The organism is Sphingobacterium shayense (assembly GCF_013179575.1).
Classification (GTDB): domain Bacteria; phylum Bacteroidota; class Bacteroidia; order Sphingobacteriales; family Sphingobacteriaceae; genus Sphingobacterium; species Sphingobacterium shayense.
The window spans coordinates 1-5,284 of sequence record NZ_JABMCQ010000217.1 but is presented as its reverse complement, the minus strand read 5'-3'; the positions used below and the strand labels follow the sequence as shown (position 1 = coordinate 5,284).

Here is a 5,284-nt window from a genome sequence, read left to right as displayed (position 1 = left end):
TGTGCGGTAATAACTTCCAGGTAAGTTGCATAACCCGCTTTAAATAATAAGGATGCATTTTTGACTGCTAAATCTGCATTGTCGACTCTTTCTCGTGCTAGTTTAAGTTGTTCTTTTTGCTTTTCTATTGTGATGACAGAATTTGAAACCTCACTTACTGCCTCCATTACCGTTTGTTGTAATCCTAATTCTGCTTTTTCACGTTCGATCTTAGCTACCTCATACTCATTTTTTAGTTTTCCATTTTTGAATATCGGAGCTGTCAAACCACCGCCAATTCCTCCTATTAATGCGCCTGGGATGTTAACCCAGTTTTTAGGTAGCATACTGTTTACACCGAATATGCCCTCCAACGATAATTGGGGGTAACGCATGATTTGTTGGATATTCATCTGTGCATTTGCATCTATTAATCCAAATTCTGCGCGTTTGATATCAGGGCGGTTTCTAACTATTTCCAGGGGAGAACCCAATGATACGTCACCACCTATATTCATAAGATTTTCCGTCGAATTACCTCTTCCTATAGTGTCTGGCATTTCGCCAACAAGCACTCGGAGAGAGTTTTCTTGAATAGCAATCTGTTTTTCTAAGTCTGGAACTAAAGAAGCAGCTACTAAACGTTGTGATTTCGTTTGCTGTATTGCCAGAGCGGTTATTTCGCCTGCTGCAAATTGTAGTTCAATCATTTGTAGTGTGCTATCGTTTAATTGTAAATTACGACGAGCTACTTCAATTTGTGCGTCGAGCATTATTAGGTTGAAATAACCCAACGCAATATCAGAAATCAACTTTGTCTGAATGGCATTTTTAGCTTCGTGCGTATCTAAAAACGCAGCTTTAAGCTTGTCCTTATTATTAGCGATCCTACCCCAAATATCGATTTCCCAGGAGAACTCGGCTCCTGTACTAAATTGTGATTGATAAGCAAATAAACTGTTAGGAATTTCATTATCTTCTTTTCCTGCATACCACTTGGACGAAGGGCTTCCGTAGAAATCGTCTGAACGATATTGTTTTTCGATTGACGCAATATTTCCATCAACCGAAGGCAAATAGTCTAATTTATTTCGTCTAAGATTACGGTTCGCTATTTCGATATTTTTTAGTGCCGTGCGCATATCGTAATTATTTGCTAATCCACTGTCGATTAGAGATAGTAATTTGCGGTCATTAAAAAATTCGCGCCACGAGACCAAACCGAACGCGGTTGTGTCTTGCGTGAAAGACATTGTGTCCCCCCGAAACTGCTCAGGAATATTTAAATCTGGCTGACTGTACTTTTTACCTATTTTACAGGCAGAAACTATCATCAACAACAGAATTATGTATACAAATTGTTTTATTCTGTCTTTCATACTAATTTTCTTCAGAATTGAATTTTGATTTAACTTTTTCATCTAATGTTTTAAACACGACAAATAGGACTGGGATAATAAATATGCCGAAAATAACACCCGCTAACATACCTCCCGCAGCACTAAAACTTATTGAGTGGTTACCAATGGCGGAAGGGCCAACACTCCACATTAACGGTATAAGTCCGGCGACGAACGCAAGTGACGTCATCAGAATTGGTCTCAAGCGCAGTTTGGCTCCTGTGATTGCGGCATCATAAATACTTAGACCTTTGGTCCGTTGTTGTACTGCAAATTCAACAATAAGAATTGCGTTTTTAGCTAAGAGCCCAATTAACATTATTAATCCTACTTGGACATAAATATTATTTTCAAGGCCGACTAAGAGTACCGTGGAAAACACACCCACCAACCCGACTGGTACAGATAATAGGACCGCCCAAGGCAATATATAACTTTCGTATTGCGCCGAGAGCAAGAAGTATACAAATAATATGCTTAAAGCGAAGATCAGGATTGTCTGCGATCCAGATTGACTTTCTTCATAGGACATTCCGGTCCACTCATATCCGTAGTTTGCAGGTAAGTTATCGTTAGCATAATTCTCAATCGCAGCCATAGCATCTCCTGTACTGTACCCATTTGCTGGTGTAGCGTTAACGGTGATTGCGTTATATAGGTTGTATCGAGTAATAACTTCAGGCCCAATCACTTTGTTGAGAGTCATAACTGTACTTACCGGTACCATCGCACCCGATTTCGTTCGAACGAATATAGAATTTAAGGATTCGGGGTCCGTACGATAATCAAAATCTGCTTGCATATAAACACGATAGGTACGGCCGAAGCGATTGAAATCACCTGAATTTACTCTTGCGAAGTACATCCTAATCGTGTTCATCATTTCCTTTATTTCGATACCCATACTTTTGGCTTTTACAACATCAATATCAGCTTCGTATTGAGGGAAATTAGATTTAAAAGTTGTGTAGGCGTTGCTAACCTCTGGTAATTCATTTAATTGATTGATGAAGGAATCCGCTACCAGATCGAAATCGCGAATATCGCCCCCAAGACGATCTTGAAGAACGAGTTCTATACCTGCAAAATCTCCAAATCCCTGTACCGTAGGGCGAGGAAATACTTTAAAAGTTGCTTCGTTAATATGCGCCAAGTCATTTCGGATCGTATCCATGAACGCTTCGATTGATTTAATATCAGTACGTTCATTATGTGGTTTAAGATTAATGTATCCCGCCGCGAATGCCGGACTCGTAGTACCGTCTAGTGCGTTAAATCCAGAAACGGTTGTCATTCCTGCTATATCCTTATGGCGTTTTAAGATGCTGTCAGCGGTTCGTAATACTTGAGTAGTACGAGAGAGCGAAGCACCAGGAGGCATCGCTAATGAATAAGTGAGGAAACTATCATCTTCAGTTGGGATAAAGCTACGTGGTGTTTTCATTAAAAAAGCGGCGCCGACTATAGTAATTACGGCAAGACCTAGAAAAGCTAATTTCTTTTTAGCTAACAAAAATTTTATAGCTGTGATGTATTTCTCAGTAAATCGATCGAAGGCAACGTTAAAGGCGTCAAAGAAGCGGTGTTTATATGTTTGAAATTTATTTCTATTGGCGAGCTTTTCATCCTCTTCGCCTTCGTGTCTCATCGGTTTAAGCAGCAGCGCACAAAGAGCGGGACTCAAGGTAAGAGCGTTCAATGCGGATATAAGGATTGCTGTGGCTAGCGTGTATGCGAATTGTCTGTAGAAAATACCGGCAGGTCCCTCCATGAATCCGATTGGTAAGAATACTGCAGCCATTACCATTGTTATGGACAAAATAGCACCCGTTATTTCAGACATTGTTTCCAATGTTGCCGCCCGAGGTTTGAGTCCCGTTTCATGCATTTTTTGATGTATCGCCTCTACAACGACGATTGCATCATCGACAACAATACCTATAGCTAGAACTAAGGCAAACATGGTAAGCACGTTGAGGGAAAAGCCAAATAGACTCAAAAAGAAAAACGTACCAATCAGGGATACCGGAATTGCAATTGCTGGGATTAGTGTAGAGCGGAAATCTTGTAAGAAGACAAATACGATAATAAACACAAGGATGAAGGCTTCAAATAAAGTGTGTTGTACCTGACTTATTGATTCATCTATTTGATCACGAACGCTGTATGATATTTCGTAGTGTACCCCTTTAGGGAACGCTTTTTCGAGTTCCTGGAGTACTTTGCGAACCTCGATGTCGATCGCGTGGGCATTCGATCCACTAGTTTGTGTAATGTTGAGGGTAAGGCCGGGATTTCCGTCGACTTTGTTGTCACTTCCAAGATTTGTTGCACCAAATTCTATTCGTGCAATGTCTTTGAGGTAAAGGACCGAGCCATCTTTATTGGTCTTAATGACCATGTTTTGGAATTGCTCAGGTCGAGAAAAACGACCTTTGTGTTTGAGTACGGTTTCAAATACCTCGTCGGACGTTTCTCCAAATTTTCCTGGAGCCATCTCAAAGTTTTGATCAGCGAGTGCTTTACTAACATCTTGCGGAACCAGGTTATATACAGCTAATTTCTCAGGGTTCAACCATACGCGCATGGAATAATCTCTTGCGCCAATTCTAGATACTTGCGCCACTCCATCGACACGTAATAAAGGGCGGATCATATTAATTTGCGCGTAGGCTTGAAGGAAAGTCTCATCGTAAACCGAATCTTTATGGTCGGAGAAGAGATTGATGGTCATAATCGCGCCACTTTGTCTGGGTTGTACGGTAATACCATTTTCGTTAACCTCGGAGGGTATCGTACTGATGGCTTTTGATATACGCGTTTGAACGTTAACCGAAGCAATGTCCGGATTTGTTCCTGTTTTAAAGAAAACCTGAACGGACCCCGAACCAGAGTTCGTTGCGGAGGACTTGATGTATGTCATATCCTCAACGCCGTTGATAGCTTCTTCGATAGGTAGTAAAACGCTTTCTGCGACAGTTTCTGAATTCGCTCCAGGGTAGCTAAGCGCTACTACTACACTGGGAGGAGCTATCTCAGGGAAGCGGCTAATTGGGAGTGTTTTCAATCCCACCAGACCAAGAATAACAAGGATTAAGGAAACGACAGTAGCTAATACGGGTCTATTGACAAATGTTTTTAACATAAATGCGAATTAATGTGCATAAAAATTTAGCACTATATCTAATGATATAATTTGATATTAGTTTTCTGAAACTAATATACAAAAGAATTATTGTTGGATTGGCGTCACACTTGAGCCATCGGTAATCTTATCCAGCCCGGAGGTTAGTACTCTATCTCCTATTTTTAATCCAGAGGATACGATATATTTATCTTTGCTAGAACCGTTAATGGTAATCGAACGGCGTTCTGCTTTATTATCTTTTGTAAGAACGTATACGAAAGTACGATCTTGGAGTTCACTGGTTGCTATCTGGGGGATTTGGATAACACCTTTTTTTACTTCGGAAATCTTTAATGTACCTGTACTACCGCTACGAAGTATGTTGTCGGTGTTTTGAAAGGAAGCTCGTAGTGAAATCGCGCCGGTTGTGCGGTCAACTTGTCCGTTAATTGCATCAACTTTCCCTTTTTTGCTATATGCCTCTCCGTCCGCTAAAATTAATGTTGCTTCGGGGAAGCTTAGTTGGTTTTCGCGTTTTATACCATTGATACTATCTTCTTTTGCTTTTTGTTTTGAGAAATATAGAAAATCAGATTCGTTCATTGAAAAATATACAAATACTTCTTGAACGTCAGACAACATAGTAAGGGGTTCTTTGTCTCCTTTGGTAACAAGGTTGCCGATTCTTTTTGGAATTCGGCTTATATACCCGCTAACAGGCGCGGTAATTAAAGTAAATTCTTTGTTAATTTGAGCACTACCGACAGCAGCTGTTGCT

3 protein-coding genes are annotated in these 5,284 nt (G+C 40.4%); all 3 read right to left on the bottom strand.

All coding sequences use genetic code 11. From position 1 onward, the window contains the following. A partial coding sequence (locus tag HP439_RS17510; RefSeq protein WP_172391625.1) for an efflux transporter outer membrane subunit occupies positions 1 to 1,358 on the bottom strand: 1,358 nt, incomplete at its 3' end. Between the two features lies 1 nt (position 1,359). After that, positions 1,360 to 4,524, bottom strand: coding sequence for an efflux RND transporter permease subunit (locus HP439_RS17505; RefSeq protein WP_172391624.1), 3,165 nt, complete (start codon positions 4,522 to 4,524; stop codon positions 1,360 to 1,362). Between the two features lie 87 nt (positions 4,525 to 4,611). After that, on the bottom strand, positions 4,612 to 5,284 hold a 673-nt coding region (locus HP439_RS17500), incomplete at its 5' end, for an efflux RND transporter periplasmic adaptor subunit (protein ID WP_172391623.1).

Coding starts and splice junctions, on each gene's coding strand:
- HP439_RS17505 (WP_172391624.1), bottom strand. CDS start 4,524: ATGTTAAAAACATTTGTCAATAGACCCGTATTAGCTACTGTCGTTTCC.